This is a genomic window from Terriglobales bacterium (genome assembly GCA_035567895.1).
In the GTDB taxonomy this organism is placed as follows: Bacteria; Acidobacteriota; Terriglobia; order Terriglobales; family Acidobacteriaceae; genus Gp1-AA112.
In genome coordinates this window covers 64,877-89,572 of record DATMPC010000110.1, presented here as the reverse complement: position 1 = coordinate 89,572, position 24,696 = coordinate 64,877, and the positions used below count along the sequence as shown (strand labels likewise).

At 56.8% G+C, this 24,696-nt stretch carries 22 protein-coding genes; 15 read left to right on the top strand and 7 right to left on the bottom strand.

What is annotated here, in order from left to right:
* The first annotated feature begins 96 nt into the window (after positions 1–96).
* Positions 97–1,116, top strand: coding sequence for an alcohol dehydrogenase (locus tag VNX88_23990; protein HWY71750.1), 1,020 nt, complete (start codon positions 97–99; stop codon positions 1,114–1,116).
* 42 nt (positions 1,117–1,158) lie between these two features.
* On the opposite strand, the gene VNX88_23985 is transcribed toward VNX88_23990, so the two are convergent.
* Positions 1,159–2,979, bottom strand: coding sequence for a protein kinase (locus VNX88_23985; protein ID HWY71749.1), 1,821 nt, complete (start codon positions 2,977–2,979; stop codon positions 1,159–1,161).
* 229 nt (positions 2,980–3,208) lie between these two features.
* On the bottom strand, positions 3,209–5,134 hold the full coding sequence (locus tag VNX88_23980) for a winged helix-turn-helix domain-containing protein (GenBank protein HWY71748.1): 1,926 nt from the start codon (positions 5,132–5,134) through the stop codon (positions 3,209–3,211).
* A 122-nt stretch (positions 5,135–5,256) separates the two neighbouring features.
* On the opposite strand from VNX88_23980, the gene VNX88_23975 reads away from it, so the two are divergent.
* A complete protein-coding gene (locus VNX88_23975; GenBank protein HWY71747.1) occupies positions 5,257–5,925 on the top strand; it encodes an outer membrane beta-barrel protein in 669 nt (222 codons plus the stop codon).
* A 558-nt stretch (positions 5,926–6,483) separates the two neighbouring features.
* On the opposite strand, the gene VNX88_23970 is transcribed toward VNX88_23975, so the two are convergent.
* A complete protein-coding gene (locus tag VNX88_23970; protein HWY71746.1) occupies positions 6,484–6,906 on the bottom strand; it encodes a hypothetical protein in 423 nt (140 codons plus the stop codon).
* Between the two features lie 371 nt (positions 6,907–7,277).
* Here VNX88_23970 and VNX88_23965 point away from each other — a divergent pair, with 371 nt between their 5' ends.
* The 6 genes from VNX88_23965 (at position 7,278) to VNX88_23940 (ending at position 12,518) form a co-directional block, all read left to right on the top strand.
* Positions 7,278–7,673 carry a GntR family transcriptional regulator gene (locus VNX88_23965; protein HWY71745.1) on the top strand — a complete coding sequence of 132 codons (396 nt, stop codon included), beginning with the start codon at positions 7,278–7,280 and terminating at the stop codon, positions 7,671–7,673.
* The gene (locus VNX88_23960) at positions 7,670–8,584 is read left to right on the top strand and encodes an ABC transporter ATP-binding protein (GenBank protein ID HWY71744.1); all 915 of its coding nucleotides are present in this window, start codon (positions 7,670–7,672) and stop codon (positions 8,582–8,584) included. The genes VNX88_23965 and VNX88_23960 overlap by 4 nt, the downstream gene beginning before the upstream one ends.
* Positions 8,571–9,305 (top strand): hypothetical protein, encoded by a 735-nt coding sequence (locus tag VNX88_23955; GenBank protein ID HWY71743.1) that lies wholly within the window; start codon positions 8,571–8,573, stop codon positions 9,303–9,305. Before VNX88_23960 ends, VNX88_23955 begins: the two co-directional genes overlap by 14 nt.
* 971 nt (positions 9,306–10,276) lie before the next feature.
* Positions 10,277–10,792 (top strand): hypothetical protein, encoded by a 516-nt coding sequence (locus VNX88_23950; GenBank protein ID HWY71742.1) that lies wholly within the window; start codon positions 10,277–10,279, stop codon positions 10,790–10,792.
* 179 nt (positions 10,793–10,971) lie between these two features.
* Complete coding sequence (locus VNX88_23945; protein ID HWY71741.1) at positions 10,972–11,928, top strand: alpha/beta hydrolase; 957 nt, start codon at positions 10,972–10,974, stop codon at positions 11,926–11,928.
* Between the two features lie 68 nt (positions 11,929–11,996).
* Positions 11,997–12,518 carry a YkgJ family cysteine cluster protein gene (locus VNX88_23940; protein ID HWY71740.1) on the top strand — a complete coding sequence of 174 codons (522 nt, stop codon included), beginning with the start codon at positions 11,997–11,999 and terminating at the stop codon, positions 12,516–12,518.
* A gap of 31 nt (positions 12,519–12,549) precedes the next feature.
* Here VNX88_23940 and VNX88_23935 read toward each other — a convergent pair whose 3' ends face one another.
* Entirely contained in the window at positions 12,550–12,798 is a 249-nt protein-coding gene (locus VNX88_23935) for a hypothetical protein (protein ID HWY71739.1), read from the bottom strand.
* Between the two features lie 16 nt (positions 12,799–12,814).
* Positions 12,815–13,852, bottom strand: a complete 1,038-nt coding sequence (locus tag VNX88_23930) for an MBL fold metallo-hydrolase (protein HWY71738.1) — start codon at positions 13,850–13,852, stop codon at positions 12,815–12,817.
* Positions 13,853–13,976: 124 nt separating this feature from the next.
* On the opposite strand from VNX88_23930, the gene VNX88_23925 reads away from it, so the two are divergent.
* The gene (locus tag VNX88_23925; protein HWY71737.1) at positions 13,977–16,061 is read left to right on the top strand and encodes a PQQ-binding-like beta-propeller repeat protein; all 2,085 of its coding nucleotides are present in this window, start codon (positions 13,977–13,979) and stop codon (positions 16,059–16,061) included.
* 79 nt (positions 16,062–16,140) lie between these two features.
* Here the strand turns inward: VNX88_23925 and VNX88_23920 are convergent, their stop codons facing one another.
* A complete protein-coding gene (locus tag VNX88_23920) occupies positions 16,141–16,506 on the bottom strand; it encodes a VOC family protein (GenBank protein ID HWY71736.1) in 366 nt (121 codons plus the stop codon).
* 507 nt (positions 16,507–17,013) lie between these two features.
* Here VNX88_23920 and VNX88_23915 point away from each other — a divergent pair.
* From VNX88_23915 to VNX88_23890, 6 genes are all read left to right on the top strand, one after another.
* Entirely contained in the window at positions 17,014–18,096 is a 1,083-nt protein-coding gene (locus VNX88_23915; GenBank protein HWY71735.1) for a putative sulfate exporter family transporter, read from the top strand.
* An 8-nt stretch (positions 18,097–18,104) separates the two neighbouring features.
* Positions 18,105–19,814: a nitrite/sulfite reductase gene (locus tag VNX88_23910; GenBank protein HWY71734.1), complete on the top strand. Its 1,710-nt coding sequence runs from the start codon at positions 18,105–18,107 to the stop codon at positions 19,812–19,814.
* Entirely contained in the window at positions 19,815–20,384 is a 570-nt protein-coding gene (locus VNX88_23905) for a bifunctional precorrin-2 dehydrogenase/sirohydrochlorin ferrochelatase (GenBank protein HWY71733.1), read from the top strand.
* The gene (cobA, locus tag VNX88_23900; protein HWY71732.1) at positions 20,381–21,139 is read left to right on the top strand and encodes a uroporphyrinogen-III C-methyltransferase; all 759 of its coding nucleotides are present in this window, start codon (positions 20,381–20,383) and stop codon (positions 21,137–21,139) included. The genes VNX88_23905 and cobA overlap by 4 nt, the downstream gene beginning before the upstream one ends.
* Before the next feature lie 93 nt (positions 21,140–21,232).
* On the top strand, positions 21,233–21,973 hold the full coding sequence (locus VNX88_23895) for a hypothetical protein (GenBank protein HWY71731.1): 741 nt from the start codon (positions 21,233–21,235) through the stop codon (positions 21,971–21,973).
* Positions 21,974–21,989: 16 nt separating this feature from the next.
* Complete coding sequence (locus VNX88_23890) at positions 21,990–23,366, top strand: metallophosphoesterase family protein (protein HWY71730.1); 1,377 nt, start codon at positions 21,990–21,992, stop codon at positions 23,364–23,366.
* Here the strand turns inward: VNX88_23890 and hemL are convergent.
* Positions 23,350–24,669 (bottom strand): glutamate-1-semialdehyde 2,1-aminomutase, encoded by a 1,320-nt coding sequence (gene hemL, locus VNX88_23885; GenBank protein HWY71729.1) that lies wholly within the window; start codon positions 24,667–24,669, stop codon positions 23,350–23,352. The genes VNX88_23890 and hemL overlap by 17 nt on opposite strands.
* Between the last annotated feature and the right edge of the window lie 27 nt (positions 24,670–24,696).

The window sequence follows — 24,696 nt, the reverse complement described above, 5'->3', positions numbered from 1 at the left end:
TGGGGGCTCCAAGATTTTTATTTGCGACCGAACGGTCCCGTCCATAATCCAAGCCATTGGGAACTAGAAAACGCATGCCGCGCAAAGGAGATTTGAGTGTCTGAGACATACAAAGCCGTTGAAGTCGCGAAGCCTGGAACGCTTCGCGTGGTCGAACGTCAGGTTCAAAAACCTGGAGCCGGACAGGTTCGTATACGCGTGGAGGCGTGCGGTGTCTGCCACACGGATGCGGCGACCATTGAGGGCGTCTACCCGGGCCTTACTCTGCCGCGTGTTCCTGGGCATGAAGTAGTTGGCCGCATTGAGGCTTTGGGCAGCGGGGTGTCCAAATGGAAGATTGGTCAACGGGTTGGTGTCGGCTTCTTCGGCGGCGAAGACGGAGTGTGCGAGCCATGCAGACGCGGAGATAGCGTGAATTGTCAGAACCTCGTCGTACCCGGAATAACCACGGATGGCGGATATGCAGAATCGATGATCGCTGAAGCACGCGCCATCGCTTCCATTCCTGACGAACTCACATCCACAGAAGCTGCTCCGCTTCTCTGTGCGGGGGTTACGACCTACAACGCGCTCCGTAACGCCGGCTTGCGTGGCGGCGATCTGGTGGCTGTGCAGGGCATTGGCGGTCTGGGGCATCTTGGTGTCCAGTTTGCGCGGCAACTGGGATTCCGTACTGCCGCAATCGGACGTGGAAGCGACAAGAAAAAGCTGGCAGAAGATTTGGGCGCGCACGTCTACATCGATACCGCAGTCGACGACACCGCAGCAGTGCTGCAGCGCATGGGAGGAGCCAGGGCGATTCTAGCAACCGCACCCAGTGGCGATGCCATGGGCCCACTTGTCTCCGGCCTCGCAGCCCGCGGGAAGCTCATCGTGGTCGGTGTACCGCAGGACGAGATCCGTTTGAGTGCGTTCCCGCTCGTCTTTGGAGGACGCTCGATCTACGGAAGCCTGACCGGCACCGCCATTGATAGCGAGGACACGCTCGCCTTCAGCGTCCTCGAGAACATCCGTCCCATGATCCAGACGTTCCCTCTGGACCAGGCGGCGGAAGCGTACGCGAGCATGATGCAAGGCAACGCTCGCTTCCGAATGGTTTTGGTGACAGGCCAATGAAGGACAGGACGATACGTACTTCATTCGTGTGGTCGAACTAACCTACTGATCCGATCGTGCCAGTTTCAAAGCGGGATTGAAGATTCCGGGCTTATGATCACCAACGGTCAGATCGCTTTCGGCGGGCTCAAATCCTTCAAGCTCCAGGCGAACGTGATATTTACCGGGCTTCACCGGAATCACCGCCGGTGAGGTTTGCCCGCTATCTTTACCGTCGATCAGAATAGTCGCGCCTGGGGGCTTGCTGCTGATCACGAGCTTGGGTCCCGGAGCGTTCTGCCTACCCGCCCACTGCCGCCAGAGCGCAGCCTGACCTTGGGGGTCCTTCGACAGCAACTTTGAAATGTCGGGCATGCTGACGTTGGGTACGGAAATGTTCGGCAGCACGACTGTCAGATCCGGGGAGTACTCAAACTCTTCTCCACCCGCGACCTTCACCGTTACGCTTGATGTTTGAAAACCAGGCATGCGTACACTGACGCGGTGTCGGCCGCGTCCGACTTGCAGCTCAGTCGGCGTGCGTTTACCGGTAGATTTTCCATCCAGCTCGACCTCTGCCGCTGGCGGATTGCTGTTGATTCTCATCAATGCCGTGCTCTGGTTGCCGCCGGCATTCTCTCGCTTCACCAATGCAGGAGCAGACTGTTGAGCGCCGGACTGCTCGTCGCTTGCAGGCGGAACAGGCGCTGCCGGAGCAGGGGCAACGCTCGACACCGGATTCTGATTCTTGCTTTGATCTTCATCCTCCGATCTCGATGAACGCCGCTCGAACTTTGAATAAAGGAAGATGGCCGCCAAAACAAATACAATCCACGCGCGCTTGCGCGACTTCGGAGAGAGTTGCTGCCACCAGTGCTGCGCTTGCTGAATTCGAGTCTGCGGCGGCGGACTCGCGGCCGACTGATCTGTCACAGGAGAAAGATTTGGAACAGCCTCCGGAGGCGCAGTCGACGGCGTAGATCGCGCGCCGTGCGCGGCATTCGCATCCGCCAGACTCGGGAAATCTCCGGTGAGCTTGCCCAAAGTGCTGGTTGTGATCACGCTGGCGCTCTCGAAGTTCTGCACCGCGCGCGCCAGTTCTGCCCCATTTGGGAAACGCCCTTCCGCCGACTTCGCCAGCGATTTCTCGATCACGGCGCTCAGGCCGGGATGAATCGTGGAATCGAGCTTGAGCGGCGGAATCGGCGTTTCGTGCACGATCTTGTACATGATCGTAGTAATGCTCTGGCCTTCAAACGGACGCTCGCCGGTAACCATCTCGTAGAGCATCACGCCGACGCTGAACAGATCGCTGCGCCCATCGAGCGTCTTGCCCAGCACCTGCTCAGGAGACATGTAGTTCGGCGTCCCAATCACCTGGCCGGTCATGGTCATCGCTTCGCCGGCACGGGCGATGCCAAAGTCCGTGATTTTCACCGGGCCATTCGCGGCCAGCATAATGTTTCCCGGTTTGATATCGCGATGGACGATGCCCTTCGCATGCGCAAAATCCAAACCCGCGCAGATCTGCCGCACCATGTCGATCGTCTGCGCCGTCCGAATCGTTCGCTGAGCTCGAAGAAGGGCTTCCAGCGTTACGCCCTCGATGAACTCCATGGCAAGATACAGAATTCCGTTATCTTCACCGGCGTCGTAGACGGTAACAATGTTGGGATGATTCAGTCCGCCGGCCGCTCGCGCCTCGTTCTTGAAACGCCGCGCAGCCTCGTCCGCGGTCGTGCCAATCCCGTCGAAACGGATGGCCTTGAGCGCGATCTTCCTGCCGATCGTAGGATCAAGCGCTTCATACACCACGCCCATGGCCCCATGGCCGATCTCACGAACGATCTCGTAACGTCCAAACTTTTCAGGAATCGCTGGCATTGCGCTCTAGTTAGAGAGTAAACCGCGTCGGGTTAACCGGTCGAGATGAGTGACTTCGCACCATCCGCGTGCGGGACTTACATGTCGGGAAATCCGGCCGACGTCCTAGGTCGAGCCTCTCGTGGATGACCCCACAAGGAGGATAGGGCGTCCTCTTCTTGGATGTCTTAACGAAGCTCAAGGCCACAGAGTACTGGATGAAGATAGGGCACTTGGCGTCTACTCACCCCTAGAGCGGCAGGCCGGCACTGCGGGCGAAGTCGCGGAAGCGTGGCTCGGTTCTCAAATTCTCCAGTCGCGGATCGAAGCGAAACGATGCCGGCGACAAGGAGCGTTCGGCGTGCGCGCGCTCCAGATTTTCTATCGCCTTGTCCTTTTCGCCCAGCCCAGCATGGATGAGCGCAAACTGGTAGGGAGAGATGTAGGCTACATTGGTCTGGCGAAGCAGCTTCTGCAAGGCGGTTCGAGCGTCGCCTCTCCTGCCCATGACTGCGTACAAATGCCCTAACGAGCCCAAACCAACATTGCCATTCGACAGTGAGACAGCTTTCTGAATCTCCGCGAGTGCCTCCGAGTAACGCTGTTGGGCTTCATAAATCTCTCCCAACAATTCATGCGGCGCGGGATTGTCAGGATAAAGGTCGAGTTTGCGGCGGGTCACATCCAAAGCGCGGTCATATCCCCTGACAAAAAAATAGAACTGCGCGACGGCGATGCCAGGGGAAAATGGAAGAAAATCGTCAAACTTCTTATTCTCGACTTCCGCTTCCGTCGCGTGGTTGAAGCTTAGCAGGTAAGGTGCATACCACTGGTGTTTCAGACTTGGCTCGAGTTGCAGCGTGCGCTTGTATTCCTCGTCTGCACGAGTGAAATCCCAATCGTTCAAGTACGCAATCCTTCCCAGCATGGAATGCGCATATGCCACCGTCTCATCGACCTCCAGCGCTTTCATGGCAGCAGCACGGGACCGCGGAACAAATTCTGCCGGAGCAACGCCGAAGGCACTCAAACGTGAATAGGCGTCGGAAAGCCCGGCATATGCCATCGCATACTTGGGATCGATTGAGACAGCCTGCTTGAAGTATCCAATCGACTTCTCGATGTCTTCCTTTGACGCCGGATTCATGTAGTAGTGCGCTCTCAGAAAGGCCTCATACGCTTCGAGGTTTTCTGTATAACGCTTGGAAAAGCGTGTTCGCTCTTCGTGATCCAAAGTCACCATCAGCGTATTCAGCACTCGTCCGGCAATTGTTTCCTCCGCGTGAAAGATGTCCGCAAGATTGCCTGCGAATGTGTCTTCCCACAATTGCGCACCGTCGCCTACGCGAAGCAACTGCACCTTCATACCGGCATGAGACTGCGGAAGCTCGCCGCGAATCAAATAATCCGCGTGCAGGTCTTTGCCGATCGCCTGTGCGCTGTGATTCGGATCGTCATAACGAAGAGCAATCGTGCCTGGAATCAGACGCAGATGAGTGCTGTTGCTAAGCTTGGTCGCGAGCGAATCGGCGACCTCTGCTCCAAGGTATTCATCGTCTCCTCCGGCTGACCGGAATGGCAGCACGGCGATAGAAATTACAGGGCTGCTTGTTGCTGCTCTGCCTGCGGCAGATTGTGCAGCAAGCGTTTGCCTCTGCCTGTTGGATAGAAAGAAGATCGCGATAACGGCCGCAAGAGCGACCGCACCTGCCAAAATCAACAGCCTGTCTCGACGCCGCGTTTGGGCCGAGACGATGCCGGAATCAACGGCATCCTGCCCAGCACGATGCTCTGCGCTTCCGTGTGTCGCGGACGCTGACGAGGAACCTCCATTGGTCCCATTGGCAGCTCGCAGCTCCACTTCTGCGACAAACCGATAGCCGCGTGTATGCACCGTCTGGATATATCGCGACGCCTTCGGATCCTCGCCCAATGCCTTGCGCAACTTGGCGACGGTGACCGAGAGCACGTTTTCGCTGACCGCGGTGTCTCTCCAGACCACATCGAGAATTTCGGTCTTTCCTACCACACGGTCCCGGTTCTCGATGAGATACACCAGCAGATTGAAGGCCTTAGGTTCAAGTTGGACAGGAGCGCCGGTTTTCGATACGCAACAGGTGCGCGAATCGACGGTGACATCGTCGAAGGCATAGACCGTGATGGTCTCGGTAGCCACAGAAGTCTTCGGGAAAGCGTGGGGAAAATTTAGCCTTTCCGACAGGACTAAACCCGTCCCCTGGCCCAGAGTTATCCGAATCGCTGAGTTGTGCGCTCCATTGTGGGTAAGGAAAGGGCCAAATGCAACGTTTAGTTCCGTATGCGCTGACGATCCTAGCCCTTACGCCGTGGATGATGGCCCAACACTCTCGTCCCAATGAAATCCCCAGATTCGAGTTCTACGCCGGCTATCTCGATGCCGGAGAGGCCCAGTACAACGTCTTCCACTTCACCCAGCCGGGAGCAAACATCGTTTTTACCGACGACTTCGGAACCAAGAGGGGAGTCGACCTCTCCGCAACCCACAATCTTACGCGGCTTATCGGCATCAAGGCAGACTTCTCGGCGCACTTCCACTACGATGAGGGGCCCGTCAATGTGGCGCCGTGCTCTGGTTGCGTGGTATCGCAAACCGCCAGCATTAACCCGCGTTTGTATAACTTCCTCATCGGCCCTGAGTTCAACTTCCGAAACCACACTCGCTTCACGCCCTTCGTGCATACCCTGGTCGGCATCGCTCACACCAACGCCACCTTTAAGACGTCAGGAAGCGGAGTAAATTTCGCCGCCAGCACCAGCGAAACCGGCTTTGCCATGGGACTAGGCCCCGGATTCGACATCCGAATCGCCCGCAGATTCAGTTTCCGGATGATCCTGGACTACAACCCGAAGTGGGTGGGGCGCGACGATGATGGTGGGCGCAGCCTGCTCGGCGACGTTCGGCTCTCAGTTGGAATTGTTCTGCGCTAGAGTCAGGTCCACGACTCTCAACTCTGCAATCCGATGGCTACTTCTTAGGCTGAGCAGCCCACATCAGATTGAACCAAAAGGGGACAGGCGTAGTGGTGAGATGAAAAACATTGTGAGCCCGTAGGGCGGCATTCTCAGCCGTGTAAATGTCGTCCACAACAAACGCACCTGCATGAATGCCGCCCTACGGGCTCGGGGACGAAATCTATTAACGCGTTCCCATGGCTCGCCGCACATGGGCTACGAGAATGGCGCGCCTTCGGCGCTTAGCGTTGTCTGATCAGTGCCGGCTCTATGCGATCTTGTTAGCGCCTTGCGCAGTGACACGCAGTCGAAAGTTTCGAAAATCTTCAGGCGGACCAGGAGTCAAAAATAGCTCTCTCCATCGCCACTGGGGTACTTCTCTGTGTTCTGAATCCAAGAGCACAACATCGCCTTCGTTCAGCAACCCGAGAACACCTTTCTTGCAGGCATCAGGTGAGGGATACAGAGTTGTAATCACGGACAAGAGCATCTCACCGCCGAGCAAAGCATAGATACATAGATACAAGGAGCCTGCTAATTTTTCCTCTGCCGAAACCATTCGTTGCCCGGGCTGGTGAAAAGTAGGAAGAGTCCCGAACCCTGAATACCAGCTTGAAGAATGCTCATTGTTCCCATAAGCGGAGAACGAGCAAATTCAGAGCGCAAAATGAAGATGTATGGCGCCACGCCGAGCACGAACAGCGCCAGAAAACCAATCCGCGCCCAGTTCTTCCCTTCACCGATCTTCCATACGAGGAAACAGTAAAAAGCAGAAGCAACGCCGACGACCAAGACGTTGAAAGCAACCCCGGAGCGGGAAACGAGGTATGCCCAATTCAACGCTAACTTGAGTGGACCGATGACTAAACCTACCCACAGCAAACCGAGCGCCAGCCCAATCGTCGAAGGCCTCGACATCGCCGGAAGAGATTCCTGCTGCGTAATATTTGAATCCATATCGTGTGCACAGTTCCTGGACCAAAGGGGTCGGCCTAAAGTGCGCGACTTTTTATATCACTCTCTCGAGAATTTGCGCTGGTCAGGCTGCCCCTTTTCGTTTTGTCCCCTTTCGTTCGAGATTGGTGATGGTGGAATGGGACACGGATGACGCGGGCAGACATTCTACTCGGCGCTCGCGTGTCGTTGCCTAATCTGCGTGGATGAGCGCATCCTTCGAACATCGCGAAGGATGCGGCACCCGCAGTTTTGAAAGGTCACAAGAATCAAAGACAAAATGAAGGGATCGGCCACCCGCCTTTCGATACCGTGGAACCTTGCCCCCCAATGTCGGTGTCCATCTGTATCATATCAGTGATACAGTACCGGTCGTGATCTTCAAACTCAATCCTGCAGCCGGCCAGCCTCTGTACCTGCAGCTCATCCAGCAGATTCGCCATGCGATCGAAACCGGGGTTCTGGATCACGGCGATGTATTGCCTGGTATCCGAACCCTTGCGGAGAAGCTGGTGGTGAGTCCCAACACGATCGCAAAAGCTTATTCGGAGCTCGAACACGAGGGCCTTCTTGACCTTCGGCATGGCTCCGGCGCTTACGTGACTGCAAGACAACGCGTCAAGTCGCGCGCCGATAGCGTGCGAGGGGCACAGGCCCGAATTGGGAAGTTAGTCGACTCGCTCCGCGACGAGGGCTTCTCCGACGAAGAGATTCACCGCATGTTGGAAGCTGAGTTGTTTTACGAGGTATCGAGGGAGAGGAAACCATGAGCACAGACCTGGTGATCGAAACGCGAGAATTATCAAAGCGCTATGGCGACGCATCAGTTGTTTGCGATCTTAATCTTAAGGTGCAGCGTGGACAAATCACTGGCTTTCTTGGCCGAAACGGAGCAGGAAAGAGTACGACCATCAAGATGCTTCTGGGAATAGCGTTCCCGAGTTCCGGATCCGGGACTGTTCTGGGAAGGGCGATCCAGAATGCCAAGCAGAGCCGGCATATGCGTGCTGAAGTTGCCTATGTTGCGGAAGACAAGCAGCTCTACTCATACATGACGGTCGAGCAACTGATTCGATTCACACGATCGTTTTACAGGGACTGGCGAACAGACACAGAGCAACGACTGCTTCGGCAATTCGAACTGCCGAAGCAGCGAAAGGTGAAGGTACTCTCAAAGGGCATGAGGACAAAGCTGGCGCTGCTGCTAGCACTCGCCCGCCGACCCCAACTCCTGATTCTCGATGAGCCTAGTGAAGGGCTTGATCCGGTTGGCATCGAAGAGTTTCTCTCGGAGCTTGTAGCAGCCGCATCCGAGGGAATCACGGTGTTCTTCTCCTCGCATCAGATCGCCGAAGTTGAGCGTATCGCGGACCAGGCGTGCATCATTGATCGCGGGGAGCTACGAGTGAGTGTCTCCATGGACGATCTCCGACAGGACTATCGCCGCGTGACTGTGGGTTTTACGGGCGATCCTCCACGTGGCGCGTTTCGCCTTCCCGGGATTTCCCATATTAGTACGGCAGGCAGGCAGACGGTTTTTCTGGCTCAGGGGAATGCCGACGCAGTTGTCGAGAAGGCTCACGCGCTGTGCGCTGCCTCCGTTGACGTGGATTGCGTGAGCTTGCGCGAGTTGTTCCTTCACACAGTAACCGCAAAGGAGAACTCTGATGCTCTGGTATAAGGCATGGCTCGAAACAAGATGGAGGTTTCTCCTCTGCCTGGGCGGGCTCGTGTTTTTCTGTGGGTTCTTCGTCCTTGACCGCGGAACCGGTGACGGCTTTAGCCGATTGCCGGCCTTTGCGTTTGGCCTCCGAGAAGAGCGCAGGCTTCTGTTCTTCGCTCAACAATGGCAGGTGGGGTTGACGACGATTGCCGCCATCCTGTTGGGCATGGCAGGGCTGCTGAGAGAGCGAGCGATTGGGGTTACCTTGTTTACGTTGGCTTTGCCGGTCAGCCGCACGCAACTGGTCCTGTCGCGTGTTGCGGTTGGGTTCGCTGAGGTTCTTGCACTGACCCTCTCCCCCTGGGTCGCCATGCTGGCGCTCTTGTCCATCTACATGCGCCAGCCGATTCCTCTTGTGCACGTCTGCTTATTGGTACTGCCTGTTCTGAGCGGTGGGTTACTCCTGTTTGGCATGTCCATTCTCGTTTCGTCTTTAATCGAAGGTGAATACACAGCGCCGGTTGTTGCCTTCGGAATACTCATCCTCAACCTCTACGGCACGATCGTGGATCGGCTTCGCGCTTTGAGTCTTGTGCGCTTCATGCGACTTCAGGAGTACGTTGACAGGCAAACATGGGTAGTCTCGAATTTTCCGTGGGCAAGCGTCGCGATATGCCTGATCGGTACAGTCGTCCTGATTGCAATCTCGACGAGCACGATACAGAAACGGGATTTCTGAAGGCCCGTTTTTTGCTAAATTTGGATGTGGAATTGTCTTAGAGCAACGGATTGCGCAAATATTTTACTTTTAGCTTGCAAGTTGTTGATCCGTCTGCGCTGGAAAATCTTGCGAGCAACGGATGAACCTTGCTCTTGCTGCTCGATTCGCGCCATTATGCGAAGAGCGATGCTGCGACATCTTTCCATTTCGGGAGGCTCAGGTGAGCCGTCAACCGAGGCAGAGTCTCGTGGCGTTCGCGGGGGGCTGTGGCTGCCCACCTCCCCACAGCGAGATCGTCTGCGTCACGTGTTGGGGTCTGCGACCCACTTGCGAGCGCGGCGTTGTTTCGCGGACAAGAAGACAAGAGGAATCCCAGCGAGATCCCACGTTCAAGGTGTGGGATATCCCACCTCGATCCCACCGCGGTTTCTGGGATATCCCACCGAGATCCCAGGAGATGGGGTGGGATATCCCATGGGATTTGTGGGATCTCGCGATATAAGTCCTTTAGATTTCGGGATCACGTGAAAAATAAACTTTTAGACGGAGTGGCCGTTGGAAGATTCTGATAGGCACCCGGCTCATGTAGATGCAACGGTCAATCGCCGGCAGGGGCTGGCGAGTAGGCAGAGAAGCTCGCGTCAAACAAAATTCTCTGTTAATTCCCTGCTATTTCCCTGGTCGCTCTCGTTTTCCCCAGTATCCATGCGGGTTTGGTGTTCGGAAAAATAATTCCCTGTTCTTTTCGCTGTTAAATTCCCTGTTCTGAGCCTTAACAGGGAAAGAGCAGGGAATTGGTGGAGTGGCGCCTTTTTGTTTCAACGTGGGACGGGGCCCCTGACTGTCTGGGGGTCCGATGAAAGAACAAAGCGGAACAGGCTGAGCCCCTCGCAGACTTGTCAAAACTACCAGTGGCCTCTCTGAATCCTGTCTGACATAGTCGGAGAACTCAGTTTCCAGAAAAGGAGAATTCCACCTTGAAGCGGAACATGGCTCTCGTTTTCTACGTGGCGACATCCGTGCTCGCTGCGTCTTCTTTGCTCAGTGCGCAACAGCCCGCAGTCTCGCCGGCAAGCGCCAAAACTGTCAACGCAGAGGAGGTGAACGAGGCCAACATCCAGCTGATGCGGCAGGACATTCGTTCTGAACGGAAGAAGGTTGTGGCCGCCAACATGCCCTTGACCGAAACGGAAGCTACTAAATTCTGGCCCGTGTACGACCGATACATCGGAGAGACCATCAAGGTGAACGATGTTCGCTACGCTTTGATCAAGGAGTACGCACAGAATTATCGGAACCTGAGCGAAGATCAAGCCGGCAGTTACATTAAGCGGTGGCTAGCTCTCGACAATGACAACACTCAGCTGCGCCTCAAATTCATTCCTGAATTCGAGAAGGTGATCTCGCGCCAGAAAACCGCCATGTTCTTTCAGATCGATCGCCGTGTCGGCATGATGATCGAACTCCAACTCGCCTCGCAGGTCCCGCTGATAAGTCCTAAGTAACCTCGATTGCCCCAAAGGTATCTCGGGATCTAATTTGGTATCGCAATTCCCATGGCTCGCCGCACATGGGCTGCGGGAACGGCGCTCACCTACCGCACGTTTCGGTTGGTGAAAGGGCGAACTTTGCCGGGAACGCTTGCCGGCAGTCGGCGAAGACGAGTAGGGTACACTTTCCGGCTATGTCCGGAACGCTGAAATCGCTGCTTCTGCAGCTCGTCTTCATCTCTTTCGTTCTTTCCGCCTTTGGGCAAACGCCAACACCTTCGGCCTGGCCACCGAGTCCGGAACATACAACCGTTCCTCTGTGGTCTGGCGGCGCGCCTGGCCCATCGACCGCCAAAGCACCAGAGCAGGAGACCACAACCGCGAAGGACCGTCAGGTTGCGGGACGCCCCGTGATTCGAATCGGCAATGTCTCCGTGCCGACGCTCACGCTGTATGGGGTCAAGAGCACGCCGAACTCAGGCCCTATGCCTACGGTGGTGGTGTTTCCCGGCGGAAGCTATCGCATCCTGGCGATCGACCTTGAGGGAACAGAGGTCTGCGACTGGCTGAACTCGATTGGCGTGAACTGCGTGCTGGTGAAGTATCGCGTGCCGGAGACCGGGCCGTTTCCCAAATCGGGCGCGGCGCTTCAGGATGCCCAGCGTGCTATCGGGATCGTGCGCGAGCATGCGGCAGAGTGGCACATCGATCCTAAGCGGGTGGGGGTCTTGGGATTCTCGGCAGGAGGGCATCTGGCTGCGGCCGTCAGCACGCATTATGAGCAGCGGCTGTATCCGGCGGTGGATGCGGCCGATCAACTGAGCTGCCGTCCTGACTTCGCCATCATCCTCTATCCCGGATATCTCGCGAATGCCGAAAAGAATTTCGAGTTCAGTCCGGACATTCCGGTGACAGCTTCAACGCCGCCGAGCTTCCTCGTGCAGGCGGAGGACGATGGCGTACACGTAGAGAACGCGGTCGAGTACTTCATGGCGCTGAAGAAAGCAGGCGTACCCGCGGAGCTGCACACCTACGCGCAAGGCGGCCACGGATATGGCCTGCGTCCGACGGAGAAGCCGGTAACAAGGTGGCCGCAGTTAGCCTCGCGCTGGCTGCATACGATCGGAGTTTTACCAGGGACGGGGGAATAGAAGAAGCTGCTAGGCTCCTAAGCCTCTAAGCTGCGAAAGCAAGAGGCAGGACCAGGAAGAGTGTCAGTATGGCCTTCGATCTTGTTCAGATACGCAAGCTCGCCGAGGAAAAGGAGGACGAAAATTATAGGTTTCGTCAGTTCCTAAAGACCAAATGCAATCTGGAGCCGGATGAAATTGACCGTCGTGTCTTTGCCAGCACGCGGCGCGTGTGGGCCGGAATCGACTGCACCAAGTGCGCCAACTGCTGTCGCGAGGTCAAGCCAACGTTCAGCGAGATGGAAGTCGGGCGCCTGGCACACCGTCTTGGAACGACGCGTGAACAATTCATCGAGTCGTATCTGGAACGCTCGGAACCGGATTGTGACAATCCTTGGATCACCCGCACGACTCCGTGTCCATTCCTGAAAGACAACCGGTGTAGCGTGTATGAAGATCGTCCTGCCGATTGCAGTGGTTATCCATACCTCTATGAGTCGGATTTCGTCTGTCGCACCCTGGGAATGATTGGTCGGACTTTTACTTGCCCAATCGTCTACGAGGTAATGGAGGAATTGAAGAGATCTATGCGTTTCCCGCGGCGACGATGACGGGAAATCTCACGCGAGGGCCGGTAGCACGTCAGAGCTTGACAGGATCAATCGTCAACTCAGCAATGAGGGGAAAATCTTCCTTCAGCGGTTTGAGCGCCCGCAGTAACGCAACCAGAGACGGCGGCCGCGCCGGTTCGATAACTAGTCGCTCGCCTTCCTTGAGCATGATAGCGTCCTCACCAAGAAGTTCGAACTCTCGCGGAATTCGCACAACCTGATTTCGTCCGCTCCTGAAGATCTTAACCTGGCGAGTTCCAGCGCGAGAGTTGGTTGGCATGAGCAATAGCATATTCCTACTCAGCTTGTGGAATCTTCTTTGTTCCGTCAAGTTCGGCGGCCGTTTGCTGGACGTTCAGCGGGCTAAGACGTTCGAAGCCGGGCCACGCACCATATTTGGGCTTGAGATCGGCCAATACAGTTTGCGTTAGTGCGTCGCCACTCTGTCCTGCAGCTTGCGCCTTCTGAATGCTCTCGCGCAGCGCTGCCAGGTAATCGTGAAACGCTCTAATGTCTTGCACGCTGGCTACGTCTCCATGGCCGGGGATGAAGGTAGCGTTGGGATGCGCAGCCATCATTTTGTCGAGGGTTTCGATCCAGGCTGAAGTAGTGGCATCGATCAAATTGGGAATGCGCTGGTTCCATGCGAGGTCGCCGGTGAAGACGACATTTGCATCAGGAATGTAGACCACGGAATCGCCGCCGGTGTGGCCGGGTAAATAAACGACTCGCACCAGGCGTGAGCCGAGATTCACTTCGAGAATGTGGTCATAGGTGATCTGCGGCTCGACGAGGGACGCGACTTGCGCGCGCTGCTCCGCGGTTGGCGTTGCGCCATTCTGCCGGAAGAACTTCAGATTTTCCGTCCGCACCCAACCGCGCTCGTTGCGATGGGCGATCACGGTTGCTCCCGCTTCAGTGAAGATGGCATTGCCGGCCACGTGGTCGAGATGGTAATGGGTGTTGACGACATACTTCACGGGCAGATTCGTGATCTTGCGGATTTCGCTTAGCAGGTCACGCGCGGGCGTTTGGCTGATGAAGGTATCGACCACCAGCACCCCGTTATCGCCAATGATGAATCCAGTGTTGCCCCCGGCGCGCCCCGAGATCGCCGCGTAAACGCCTTTACCGATTTGCTTGACGGTGAACGCCGGCGTCTGCGCCGGGGCAGGTTGCGCAGTTTGCGACTGGCTGGGTTGCGATTGTGGCTGTATTTGTGGCTTCGCTTGAGTGAGGGACAAGGCAGCGAAGCTAATGGCGATGACAGCTTTCTTCAGCATGGCGCGAAATTGTAGTGCATCGCAGGTCTGCGCCAAAAAGCTGAGACTCAAGCGATCCCCAACGCAAAGCAAGAACTGTCTTATCACTGAGCACGGAATACGCGGAAAACGGCTCAGAGCGCTCTAGCAGGACATGTCTGTTCGTGTTTTGCTTCCCGATTCGATATCGGGGAGCATGACCACTGGTATCCCGCCTCTGCCCTTCCACAAGGAGATTGTGATGATGATGGCCTCTTTTCTTGGCCGCACTTGCCGTACGGTCCTGCTGTCTGTATTTGGGATCGTCTTCGGAAGCAGCGTTTACACACAAGCCGACAGCACCACCACTTCCACCGCGACGGCCGCTTGGACCGTCAAGGTGAATGGCGACATTCGTTGGCAGCAGATCACGCCTGCGGGAGCTCTCCTTGTCTCGACCGACAGCGCGCTTACAGCTATAGACATCGATCGCGGGCGAGTTGCATGGGAGAAACCCGAATTGGGAGGACTTTCGGCGGATAGCGTGCGCCCAGTCGAAGGATCGCTCCTGATGGAAGCTAAGCGAGAGGGCTTGCTCCTGATCTTTGATCCAGTGACTGGCTCTGTGATCTTCGATTCACGGAAACTTGATCTCACGCAGGTGATTACACGCCGCGTTCTGCCCCAGAGCGGCACACTTCTGGTCCACGGAAAGCGGGCTGCGGGTCCGTCCGTGGTGGGGCTATTCGACCTCGTCAACGGGCAGCGACTTTGGGCGAATGAGTCGCTGTTTACGCAGACTGAGCCTAAGAAGAGAGGCTTTGGTGCGCTGATGCAGGGACTCCAGAACCTTGCGGCAGAGTCAACGGCACTCGAGGTTCTGCAGGCCGGGCCGGACATGATCGTCGTGCACACATTGATGGGTCTCCGCGCTCTGGATGCGCGCACTGGAGCAGTGCGCTGGTCGGCGACTCTTCCTACACAGCGAGGTATGGTGGCGCAGCACGTGCGTCTGTATCCGTCGTTCGACAAACCTAATCGCATCTACGTGAGCTTCAACGACAGCTTGATGGCATACGGCCTGACGGACGGCCAGGCGCTGTGGACTAAACCGGCGAAGGTGGATGGACGCATACGCGACATCGTGCAGCATCCAGCAGGGATTGTGATGCTTCCTGAGGCGCCGCCGGAGAACGAGGCAACCGGCAACGTTCGCATCGTCAATGGCGTTGTGCAAACCGGGCTCAACGTCGCTCGCTACGAAGATGGAACCATGATCGCCCCAAAACCCATCCGGATGCACGGCACGGTGATCGACGCCTTGGTCGCTGGGAATGCTGTTGTCCTCGCTGTGGACGCGGAGTCGCGCACATTTGTGAACGTGTTGGATGTTGCCAGCGCGTCATTGCGGTTGAAAAAGGACGTCAAGATCAAAGGCCAGCTCGCTTACGCGGAGCTCACCCCGAAGGGCTTGCTCTATGTATCGCGGCCCGACGCAACGATCAATGCTGAGGTCAACGTCATCGATCTCGAAACCGGAGAGCCGCGGTTCAAAGACGCAATCGAGAGCGGCAAGCCCCTCAGCTCGAGCGACTACAAGGCTGCACGCTACTACCTGCATCACTCTGCGGAAGGTAAGACGCTCTATGTGTTTGCGAATCGCGACCATCGGCTCTATGCAGTTGATCGCGAGGCCGGTACTTTCCGCGCAGTAGGAAATGAAATCAAGCTGCAGGGCGGTGAAGATCCTACGGCGATGGAGATCCGGCAGGAAGGAATCGTCCTCAGCTCTTCGCAGAACTTGGTGATTGTTGCGCGCGACGGACAAATCAAGCAGCAGGTTTACTACCCGGCACCGCAGCTTCCGGGAGTGTTGCGCGCTCTCTATGCGCTCAACGCCGTGCGCGCAGGCCTCTACGGTGCCGCTGCCTCGGCATACGGTGACGCCTTCGCTCAAGCCTCGCAGCAGGCGACCGATCCCACTACTCAACGGGTAACCGGCCAGCTCGCTGCGGCGTACACGCAGGGTGGCAAGCAGCTCGAGGGCTACTCAAAGCAGTCGGCAGCGATGGCGACGAAGCGGTTCAAGGCCTCGCTGGATGTCCCTGGATTCGTCTTCATGTTGACGCGCGCTCCCGACGGACATGGCAATGTGTTGATGCAGATCGATAAGAGCACAGCACAGCCGCTAGCACAGGTGAATCTTGGCAAAGAGAAGGAGCCGGCATACGCGGTAGACGACATCGCCGACATGCTCTTCCTGCAGACTGCGCCGGGCACACTGGTCGGTTATCGCCTGTAACAAGGCAGGGGACAGGGAATAGTGATGCAGGCCTTCGCGGCCTGCATTGATCTCTTTCCATAGCGAGCGCTAACGCAGATTATTTCTTTGTCTTCCAGAGCCCCAGAACTGCGCCCGTCGGATCCTGAATAAAGCTGAGCCAGCCCATGCCCATCACTTCGGTTACGTCCTTCATGATCTTGCCGCCTAGCGATTTCGCCCTTTGCGTCGCAGCTTGAATGTCATCCACCTCAACATAAGCGAGCCAACCGGAAGGTCCGCCGGAAACTTGCTTCATGATGCCGCCACCCGTGCCCGATCCCACTTTGATCATGGTGTAGACACTGGAGGGCACGGCGGGGTTGGGCACATCTTCTAATTCCCACTGGAATAGCTTCGAGTAGAACGCCTTTGCTTTTTCCGGGTCCGGCGTATTCAGTTCCACATGCACGAATGGGTTTGCCACGGCTCGTTACCTCCACTTGGTATTCTCGTATAAGTTGGCTGGGAGCAACGGGTTCAGGTTTCGCACAGGGACAACGCGAGTGAAATCGGGGAAGATCGTAGAAGAGCAGCGAAAGTCCTTTGGCCTTGCTGACTGTAAAAAATCCTGAATCTCCAAGCGTGTCTGTCTAATCTGATGCGCAGTTGACAGTTCTACCGGGGTCAGATACGTTATTTGGCTAATGCATAACCTCTCCATCGCGAGCATGTGTTGTTGTCGGATTTGTGTGCGCTCGTGTGTGGAGGTGCATTCCTAGACTTTTTTAGCAGTTCCCGATAAGTCTCCAAAGCCCATCCACAGCGGATGGGCTTTTTATTTTCTGAACAAAAACGGAGCAGCTATGACACCGATTCGCAAACGTCCCCACCTCTCGCTCGACGCCGTTGCAGTTTGGACCGCACTGGCATTGGCAATAGTTGTGCGCCTGGGCGTGATCAAGAGAGTTCCCTGGTAGGGAAGGAGATCAACATGGCAACTGCAGCGATACCGCAACCCAGATTCGCTCCCTTCCCACAACGGATCTTTGAGCCTTTGCCGGGCGTTGCGCTGCTTGCGGCGATCGGTTTACTCGGGAAGTTCATTGAGCAACGAATCGCGCTTTACGGCAAGTCGCATCATTTGCATCTTCCCAACATCGAGTACGTGCTGTGGGCGATTCTGATTGGGGTGGTGGTCGCCAATACCTTCGGCGTGCCGAAGGTCTTTCGTGCTGGAATCGCCACTTACGATTTCTGGTTGAAGACCGGCATCGTGCTGCTGGGAGCGCGTTTCCTGGTCGGTGATTTGGCCTTGATGGGCAGCGTGAGTCTTGTGCTCGTAGTCGTCGAGCTTACGCTGGCGATCAGCTTCATGACGTGGCTTGGCCGCGTCTTCGGGTTGAATCGCAACCTCAGCGCACTGCTTGCGGTGGGATCGTCGGTGTGCGGCGTCTCCGCGATTATTGCAACGCAAGGCGCGATCGAGGCCGACGATGAAGACGCGTCGTTTGCGATCGCGGCCATTCTCGCCCTGGGTGCAATCGCTCTGTTCACATTTCCACTCATTGGTCATGCACTTGGGATGTCGGACCACGCTTTCGGACTGTGGTCGGGCCTTGCGGTCGACAACACCGCAGAAGCCGTTGCGACTGGTGCGATCTACTCCGATACGGCGCAAAAATTCGCCGTGCTGGCCAAGACTACCCGCAACGCCATGATCGGATTCGTAGTGCTTGGCTTCGCCTTGCGCTGGGCGACAAGCAAGGCGACGGAGTTCAAGCAGAACAAAGCGCAATTTCTGTGGGCAAAATTTCCCAAATTTGTACTCGGCTTCCTGCTGATCTCGGCCCTAGCCAGCCTGCATGTATTCGATAAGTCACAGACTGCCGCTCTCGGAAATCTCTCGCGCTGGGCATTCTTGCTTACGTTTGCAGGCGTAGGTTTGCGGACCGATATTCGCGCGATGGCGAAGCAAGGGATGCGTCCCTTTGTTGTCGGCGCTCTCGGCGAGGTCGTCATAGCAGCGCTTACTCTCGGATTGGTGCTTGGCGCCAGTCGCGTAGCTCATTTCTGAAGGATTTCATGGCGGGAGCGGCACAGGTCGTTAAGGAAACGAAGGCGCAGAAGATCGAGCGGCTGAAACGTGAACTCAATCCCTGGGAGCACGTAGAGCAGATTCGGCAGTTCGCTCGCGAAGGACGTAGCACCATTCCTCCGGAATGGGCAAACGCGTATTTCAAGTGGTGGGGTATCTACACGCAGGGCGACGGTGTGGGCGCCGTCGGCGGCAAAGGCGGCGAAGGCCTTGCGACTGAATACTTCATGATGCGAATCGGCTTGCCGAACGGCATTCTGCGCTCGGATCAGCTGCGTGCGATTGCGGAAGTAACAAAGAAGCACGCTCGCAATCTGGCCGACATTACGGTTCGACAAAACATTCAATTGCACTGGCTGACGATTGAAGGGCTTGTCGAGACCATGGATGCGCTTGCCACCGTGGGTCTCGGCCCGAAGGGTGCGTGCGGCGACGTGGTGCGTAACGTGACCGGCTGCCCGCTGGCGGGAGTCGCCGCAGATGAGATCTTCGACGCGTCTCCACTCGCGCAGGGAATCGCGCGCGAGCTCTCGGGTAATTCGGACTTCTACAACCTTCCGCGCAAATTCAAAATCACCGCCACCGGCTGCAGGAGCTGGTGCTCATATCCTGAGATCAACGATGTTGCGCTAACCGCGACAGAGCGTGTGCGGAATGGCCGAAGCGAGCCTGGATTCTCTTTGCGAGTTGGCGGCGGTCTCTCGGCCGATCCTCATCTGGGAATTCGGCTGAACGTCTTCGTGCCTCTCGAGAGGGCGATCGATGTGGTGCGCGGCGTTGCCGAACTCTTCCGCGAGCAGTCGACACTGCGTGAGAGCCGCGAACGCGCGCGACTGAAGCACCTGTTTCTCCAGCAAGGATGGACGGAGGAACGTTTTCGTTGCGAGCTCGAGTGGCGATTGGGATTCAAGCTTGACGCGGCGGAGTACGAGCAGGTTCCGTCGGACATCTACCGCGATCACGTCGGCATACATCCGCAGAAGCAGCCCGGACTCGCGTATGTCGGCGCCTCGGTTCTTCGTGGACGAGTTTCGGGAGATCAGCTTGCACATGCTGCTGAGCTTTCCGAGCGCTTCGGTAGCGGCGAACTGCGCACAACAACGATGCAGAACCTGGTCTTCGTAAATGTGCCTCGCAGCCGTGCAGCCGAACTGGCGCGGGAGTTGCAGCAGATTGACCTGCAGGTCGACGCCACACCATTCTGGCGCGGCGCGGTCGCGTGCACGGGGACTGAATTCTGCAAGCTGGCCATTACCGAGACCAAAGGATTTGCGCGTTGGCTAGTGGAGGAACTCGAATCTCGCATTCCCGAATTTGACCAACAACTCAAGCTGCACGTCACGGGCTGCCCAAACAGTTGCGGCCAACACTGGATCGCCGATATAGGACTCGAGGGAAAGAAGATCAAGCACAACGGGAAGCTGGTGGATGCTTACTACTTCTGCGCGGGTGGTTCTGTCGGCGCATGGGCGCGGACGGCGCGGCCCGTTGGCTACCGCGCGCCGGCAACCGAGGTGCCCGAGGCGTTAGAGCGATTGCTTCGGACTTATTTGACGACACGGGAAGGCGGTGAGAATCTGCGCGCCTGGTTCGGCCGTCACAGCGATCTGGAGCTTCGCGAGTTTCTTGCGGGAGCTCAGTTTGCTCCTGTCGAACGCGACCTCCCTGAGCGCGCTGTGCCGCATGGAGTGGAGTAAATGAATCTGTTTCCAATTTTCCTCAAGCTCGAAGGCCGCAGGTGCCTCGTTGTGGGAGGGGGCCAGGTCGGCACGCAAAAGATTGCGGGGTTGCTTGATGCCGGCGCACAAGTCACCGTTGTAGATCCTTCTCCGGCAGTTGCAGTGCGTGAATTTCTGGGTGCGCGTGTGGTGTGGCACGAGCGGAAGTATCTGTCCAGCGACCTGGATGGCGTCTACCTCGTGATTGCGGCAACTTCGGATCCTACAGTGAACCAGCAGATTTATGACGAAGCGCAGCGGCGCGGCATTCTCGCGAATGTCGTCGATGTGCCACCTCTGTGCGACTTTTACTATCCGGCTGTGGTTCGGCGTGGATCGCTCGTCGTTGCCGTCTCTTCTCAAGGCGAGAGCCCGCATCTGGCACAACGCGTACGTGATGAAATCAGCCAGGCTCTGTCCGAGGATCTGGACGAAGTTGTACAGTACATCGGAGACGAACGTCGGCGCATTCTCCGCGAGCACGCCCCCGGAGCGAAACGGTTGCAGCTCTTGCGCGATCTCGTCTATCCAGCAGGAGTCGGCTCGTGAGCTTTTCCTCCAGAGGCAAGGTTTACCTGGTTGGAGCAGGTCCGGGCGATCCGGAATTGCTCACCATGAAGGCAGTTCGCGTGCTTCGCGAAGCGGATGTGGTGTTGCACGATGATCTGATCAGTCGCGAGATTCTCGCTTTGATTCCACGAACTGCGACGGTGATTTCAGTAGGGAAGCGATGCGGCGCCGCACGAGTCACGCAGGAAGAGATCAATGCGATGCTGGTTGCCTACGCCAGTTCGGGACGAACGGTGGTCAGGCTCAAATCAGGTGATCCGATGCTCTTTGGACGTGCGGGGGAGGAGATCGACGCCATACGCGAGCGAGGCATCGAGTTCGAAGTTGTGCCGGGAATTAGCGCAGCATTCGCCGCTGCTGCGGCGCTGGAAACTTCATTGACCGATAGGCGCTACGCCTCACGCGTGGTCTTTAGCACAGGACATCGCGCTGCCAGTGCGCCTTCGGAAGGGACCACCCACGTGATTTACATGCCGGGCGTAGATTATGCCTCTGTGGGGAATCGTTTGCTCGCGGAAGGATTTTCGCCCGAGACTCCATGCGTCATCGTGTCTGCAGTTTCCCGCGAGACGCAATCGGAACTTCGAACGACGCTTGGCGATCTTCCTAATTCGGGATTGCTTTCGGCGCCATCGATCCTTCTAGTAGGTGAAGTCTTCGAGCATGATTCAGAAACCACCCTTGGCCAACGTATCGATTCTTTGGCAGCGCGATTGTCTGTCCTGCCGTCTTAAGCCGGAAGCCCTTGTTGTGCCTGCTGAGTACTTTTCTAAAGCAGCTGTGTCTCAAGCAGCATGTAATATCTCAGCGCAGCCTCTTTCTCCTGAATGGACCGACACGTACTTGCAGCCGTCAGCATTGCGGGAATCTCACTAGATCTGATTGGCGGCATGTACCTCGCCTACGATTTGCTGGGCGGCAAGCACGGTCCATTGCGCACGTTAACGCGGGCGGTTACCTATTCAGTCTTATATGGCGTTGGGTTTGGACTTCCACTGGGTTGGCGTTTTGGCCTCGCGGTTGGACTAACCAACGGTTTTACTCTCGCCGTTGAGTTGTCACGAGCCGCGCGGCAGCAGCCTGACTACGGACTAGCGCATGACAGTCTGTTTAGTCTGATTCGCGGCGCCGGCTTTGGGCTAGGTCTGCATCACAATTATGGAACGAAGTTCGCGATCATTTTTGCAATTCTGAGTACCGTCGGTCAGATCATTGCGTACAGTTGGGGCGTACGTCCCACGATGCAGTATCAGGCTATGGCGCGACCTCGTATCACTGGCCGGCAAGCAGCGGCCGCGCTAGTTCGAACTGTGGGATATCTTCTCGCAGCCCTGATCTCCGGACTGCTCGCGCAGGGTACCTATTCGATAGGATTTGCTCTGGAGATTGGTCTGGTGATCGGTCTCGCGACTGCATTCGGGAACTTTCTTACTCCTTACATCGAATGGTTCGCCGACAGTCTGCCGGAACGTCGTTTGGGAGTTTTCGGGGTTGTCCTTATTCTCTCGGGCTTCTGCCTGCAATCCATTCAGTATTGGGTGGCGTTGCTGGATGTGCCGCTGCGATGAGACCATTGAGCCTCTCATGATCGCAGTTATCTCCGACTTGCATTTTGAAGAAGAAGCTTCAGATGTAATCAGCGGCGGCAGCAAGCAAATCATCTTTCGTCGCAATCTCGATCCCAAGGCCTATCGCAGTTTCATTTCGCATATGGCCGACGAGGCGCGCCGTCGTTATGTAGAGAATTTCGAGCTGGTGATCGCCGGCGATGTGTTCGACCTCAATCGCACCACGCTCTGGTTCAACGACGAACTCCGGCCGTACGTATCGCTCGACGATGTTTCTCCAGAGCTGGAAAAGAAAGTTCTCAAGATTCTGGAGGCGGTTGCCGCTGAGCCGGCCGTCAGTCAAACTCTCGCGCTCTTTCGCAACCTTGCTGCGGGAAAGTACAAGGGGCACGATTCGACTGCGCGCGATTGGGTAGATCGCGACTTCCCGTGCCCGGTCAAGATCACGTGCCTGACGGGAAATCATGACCGCCTGGCGAATGGGTCCGCCGCGATTCGAAAGCGAGTCTGCGAACTAATGGGGATTCGTGAGATAGAGCGTTTTCCCCATTACGCGCTCTTCGAAGATCCTGATGTTCTTGTCCGCCACGGTCACGAATACGACAACAATAACTTTGCACTCGACCTTCCTGGGAACGAACCCATCCCGTTGAAAGTGGACGAGGCGGGATACTCGCAGGCGAACTTTGGTGACTTCATCACGATCGATGTCGCGGTGCGGCTTCCTTATCTTTTTCGTCACAAGTATGGCGATGAACAGATTTTGAAAGATCCTGTGCTGGGGGCGCTGTACCTGCGTTTGCTGCAATTCGACGACGTGCGTCCGCAGTCGGCGCTGCTCGATTACATGCTGGATGACTCGGAGGGCAATTTCTCAGTCGAAGAGGCGTGGGAGAGGTTCGTTCCCATGATGCAGGATCTCATGGCCCAGATCCATGACGACAAATTCTTTCGTTATTGGCTCGGTCGGCGGGCCAAGCCTTGGGCTCCGGCGGAGTTGGAACTGGCTCGAGGGCTGCTGCAGATGGGCGGATGGCACAACCGGCCCGCTCGGGAAGCCGCACGAAAAATTACGCGTTTCATGATGGGCGGAGAGCCCGATCAGCCGCAACTCTCGGCGATGCGCGAAGAACTGGTTGTCCAGAACAAAGTTCGCGTCGTGCTTTCCGGGCATACCCATTCGCCGGACGTGTGCCTGATTAAGAACGACGAAACCGGGGACCGCTTCTACATCAACACCGGCACCTGGCGCGATGTGATTCCCTCGACGCCGGATGGGAGAACCTTTGGCCGCATGCGCGCTCTTACCTATGTGACGCTCTATTCAAAGGCAGAGCAAAGTGAGTCATGCAACTCGTTCGACTACTGGACTGGGTTTACGAAGGACTGGTAACCGCTGCTTGTTTAAAGCACTTGAACGTGCTGCGCGAGGCCTCAATCGTCTGGCCGATCATCGTGCTAGTGTGTGCCATGCTAAGAAACACAGCTTCAAACTGCGAAGGCGGCAGATAAATCCCACGGTCGAGCATCCCACGATGAAACTGCGCGAACTTCGCTGTATCCGATTTGGCTGCATCTTCGTAGTCGTAGACGTTCCCAGTTCGGAAAAACCACGTGAACATCGATCCAACCCGCGTGCTCGTGACGTCCACTCCACCCTCTTGCGCGATCTCGGTGATGGCATTCACTAGAGTTGAAGAATTTCGCTCCAGTGCGGGATAGATCTTCGCTCGATCGCGCCGCAGACGGCTCACGGTCGCTATGCCCGCAGCCATCGCCAGCGGATTTCCACTGAGCGTTCCCGCCTGATATACCGGGCCCAGCGGCGCAATCATGCGCATGATCTCCAGGCGGCCGCCGTAGGCGCCAACAGGTAGGCCTCCACCGATGATCTTCCCGAGCGTCGTCAAGTCTGGTGTGACCCCGTAAAGCTCCTGCGCTCCGCCAAAGGCCACGCGAAATCCGGTCATAACCTCATCGAAGATAAGCAGTGAGCCATTGGATTGTGTAATCCCGCGCAACATTTGTAAGTATCCATCGCGAGGTGGGACGCAGCCCATGTTGCCGACGATCGGCTCAACGATTACGGCAGCGATCTGATCCTTGTGGCGCCCAAACGCCTGTTCCACAGCTTCGGTTGAATTAAAAGGCAACGCCAGTGTGAATTGTGCTTGCTCATCGAGGACCCCGGCCGATCCGGGAATGCCCAGAGTGGCGACACCGGAGCCGGCCTTCACGAGCAGCGAATCGGCGTGTCCGTGATAGCAGCCTTCGAACTTCACGATGTACTTACGCCGAGTGAACGCGCGCGCCAGACGAATGGCCGACATCGTTGCCTCTGTCCCCGAGCTCACGAAGCGCATCATCTCGATCGATGGAAAAGCAGTGGTCACAAGCTCTGCCAGCTCAGCTTCAGCGGGAGTTGATGCGCCGAAACTGGTTCCGTTTTGGGTCGATCGTTTCACCGCTTCGGTCACCTCGGGATCGGCATGACCGAGGATCATCGGCCCCCACGAACCGACGTAATCGATGTACTCATTGCCATCCGCATCCCACAGCTTGGCGCCCTGAGCACGAACGATGATCGGCGGCTCTCCGCCCACCGCGCGAAATGCGCGTACCGGGGAATTTACGCCCCCGGGAAAGAGCTTTTCAGCGCGTTGTTGGAGGGCGCGGGATTTAGCTGAGCGAGGCATGAATATTCAGAGTATACGGGCTGTTTC

Excerpts from the sequence above, each read along its gene's own strand:
- VNX88_23985 (HWY71749.1), bottom strand. The coding sequence starts at position 2,979 with ATGCCAGCGATTCCTGAAAAGTTTGGACGTTACGAGATCGTTCGTGAG.
- VNX88_23975 (HWY71747.1), top strand. The coding sequence starts at position 5,257 with ATGCAACGTTTAGTTCCGTATGCGCTGACGATCCTAGCCCTTACGCCG.
- VNX88_23970 (HWY71746.1), bottom strand. The coding sequence starts at position 6,906 with ATGGATTCAAATATTACGCAGCAGGAATCTCTTCCGGCGATGTCGAGG.
- VNX88_23960 (HWY71744.1), top strand. The coding sequence starts at position 7,670 with ATGAGCACAGACCTGGTGATCGAAACGCGAGAATTATCAAAGCGCTAT.
- VNX88_23955 (HWY71743.1), top strand. The coding sequence starts at position 8,571 with ATGCTCTGGTATAAGGCATGGCTCGAAACAAGATGGAGGTTTCTCCTC.
- VNX88_23950 (HWY71742.1), top strand. The coding sequence starts at position 10,277 with ATGGCTCTCGTTTTCTACGTGGCGACATCCGTGCTCGCTGCGTCTTCT.
- VNX88_23945 (HWY71741.1), top strand. The coding sequence starts at position 10,972 with ATGTCCGGAACGCTGAAATCGCTGCTTCTGCAGCTCGTCTTCATCTCT.
- VNX88_23940 (HWY71740.1), top strand. The coding sequence starts at position 11,997 with ATGGCCTTCGATCTTGTTCAGATACGCAAGCTCGCCGAGGAAAAGGAG.
- VNX88_23935 (HWY71739.1), bottom strand. The coding sequence starts at position 12,798 with ATGCCAACCAACTCTCGCGCTGGAACTCGCCAGGTTAAGATCTTCAGG.
- VNX88_23925 (HWY71737.1), top strand. The coding sequence starts at position 13,977 with ATGACCACTGGTATCCCGCCTCTGCCCTTCCACAAGGAGATTGTGATG.
- VNX88_23915 (HWY71735.1), top strand. The coding sequence starts at position 17,014 with ATGGCAACTGCAGCGATACCGCAACCCAGATTCGCTCCCTTCCCACAA.
- VNX88_23910 (HWY71734.1), top strand. The coding sequence starts at position 18,105 with ATGGCGGGAGCGGCACAGGTCGTTAAGGAAACGAAGGCGCAGAAGATC.
- VNX88_23905 (HWY71733.1), top strand. The coding sequence starts at position 19,815 with ATGAATCTGTTTCCAATTTTCCTCAAGCTCGAAGGCCGCAGGTGCCTC.
- VNX88_23895 (HWY71731.1), top strand. The coding sequence starts at position 21,233 with ATGGACCGACACGTACTTGCAGCCGTCAGCATTGCGGGAATCTCACTA.
- VNX88_23890 (HWY71730.1), top strand. The coding sequence starts at position 21,990 with ATGATCGCAGTTATCTCCGACTTGCATTTTGAAGAAGAAGCTTCAGAT.
- hemL (HWY71729.1), bottom strand. The coding sequence starts at position 24,669 with ATGCCTCGCTCAGCTAAATCCCGCGCCCTCCAACAACGCGCTGAAAAG.